1 protein-coding gene is annotated in these 1,250 nt (G+C 70.0%); it reads right to left on the bottom strand.

Going from position 1 to position 1,250, the window contains the following annotated elements; genetic code table 11:
* Positions 1-218: 218 nt before the first annotated feature.
* Positions 219-857: an RICIN domain-containing protein gene (locus tag V6U90_RS33440; protein ID WP_334445186.1), complete on the bottom strand. Its 639-nt coding sequence runs from the start codon at positions 855-857 to the stop codon at positions 219-221.
* Positions 858-1,250 lie beyond the last annotated feature (393 nt).

Consider the following 1,250-nt stretch of genomic DNA (forward strand, 5'->3'; position numbering starts at 1 on the left):
CGAAGCCACCGTCACCATCGCCATCATCGACCAGTGGCTCCGAGCCTTACGAAACGCGGCCTAGGACCCGGTACCAGCGCTGCCGGACCGCCTGCCGAGGACGTCGCGACCCACCAGCGTGTCCATGCCGGTCGCCCACGGGCCAGGCCCCGGCACGAGCCGGGGCCTGAACCACACCAGGGTCCGTAACCGCACGGTGGACCCGCGTACCGTGCGGATCAGCCCCAGGTGCCGGCGTAGATGAGCCGCCAGTGCTGGTTGGGTCCGCCCCAGCAGTCGCCCTGGACGACCCGGGCGCCGTGGGCGATGCTGGCGTTCGCCACGTCCAGGCACTTGTTGCTGTGCCGCGCCCGGATCTCGTACGTGCCGTTGGAGAGCAGGACGAACCGCCAGTGCTGGTTGGTGCCTCCCCAGCAGTCGCCCTGGACGACCGGGGTGCCGTGCGCGGTGCTGGCGTTCGCCACGTCCAGGCACTTGTTGCTGTGCTGCGGCCGGATCTCGTAGTAGCCGTTCCCGACGTGGATCCACCGCCAGTGCTGGTTGGTGCCTCCCCAGCAGTCGCCCTGGACGACCGGGGTGCCGTGGGCGATGCTGGCGTTCGCCACGTCCAGGCACTTGTTGCTGTGATCCGCCCGGAACTCGTAGTAGTCAACCGCCTGGATGCCCGGCGATGTCGCGCTCCGCTGCGCCTCCGGCGCGCTGGTCCCGGCCTGGGCAGCTCCGGCGCCGAGCGCCAGCAGGCTGCCGGCCAGGAGTGCGGAGAACAGCGACGTCAGCGAGACACGCAGGGACCGCCGACGATCAGGCGACCTGCGAGGCAGGCTCTCCGGTTGGGGCTGTTCGCTTCCTTCGATCACGACTGCTCCTTACCTCTGTGGCCAGCCCGGGACGGACCTCTGTGGCTGGCCGGGACGGCGGCGATCAGGTGGCTCCACGCTGATGGGTACCTGTGCTGTCCGGCCGGTTCCCGGACACGGACCAGACGCCGTCGACCCGGCGCAGCACGCCATCCCACGGATGCGGTGTCCGGGCGCCCGGCTGCTTGCGGACCCGGCTAGGAAGCGGCTTCCGGGCCGGCCCCGCGTCCCCGGGACTGGCAGGCCACCACCGTGGTGCCCTGGCCACGGGGCACACCCCGGCGGGAGTGTGGGTTTGTGGTGCCGGGTGATCCCGAGGTCAACGAGTTCGGTCAAGTCCTGTGGAGTGGTGTTTAGCGGTTGTTGCGTGATCGTTTGTTGTTCGGTGGGTTG

This window comes from Micromonospora sp. CPCC 206060 (assembly GCF_036906895.1).
Taxonomy (GTDB): Bacteria; Actinomycetota; Actinomycetes; order Mycobacteriales; family Micromonosporaceae; genus Micromonospora.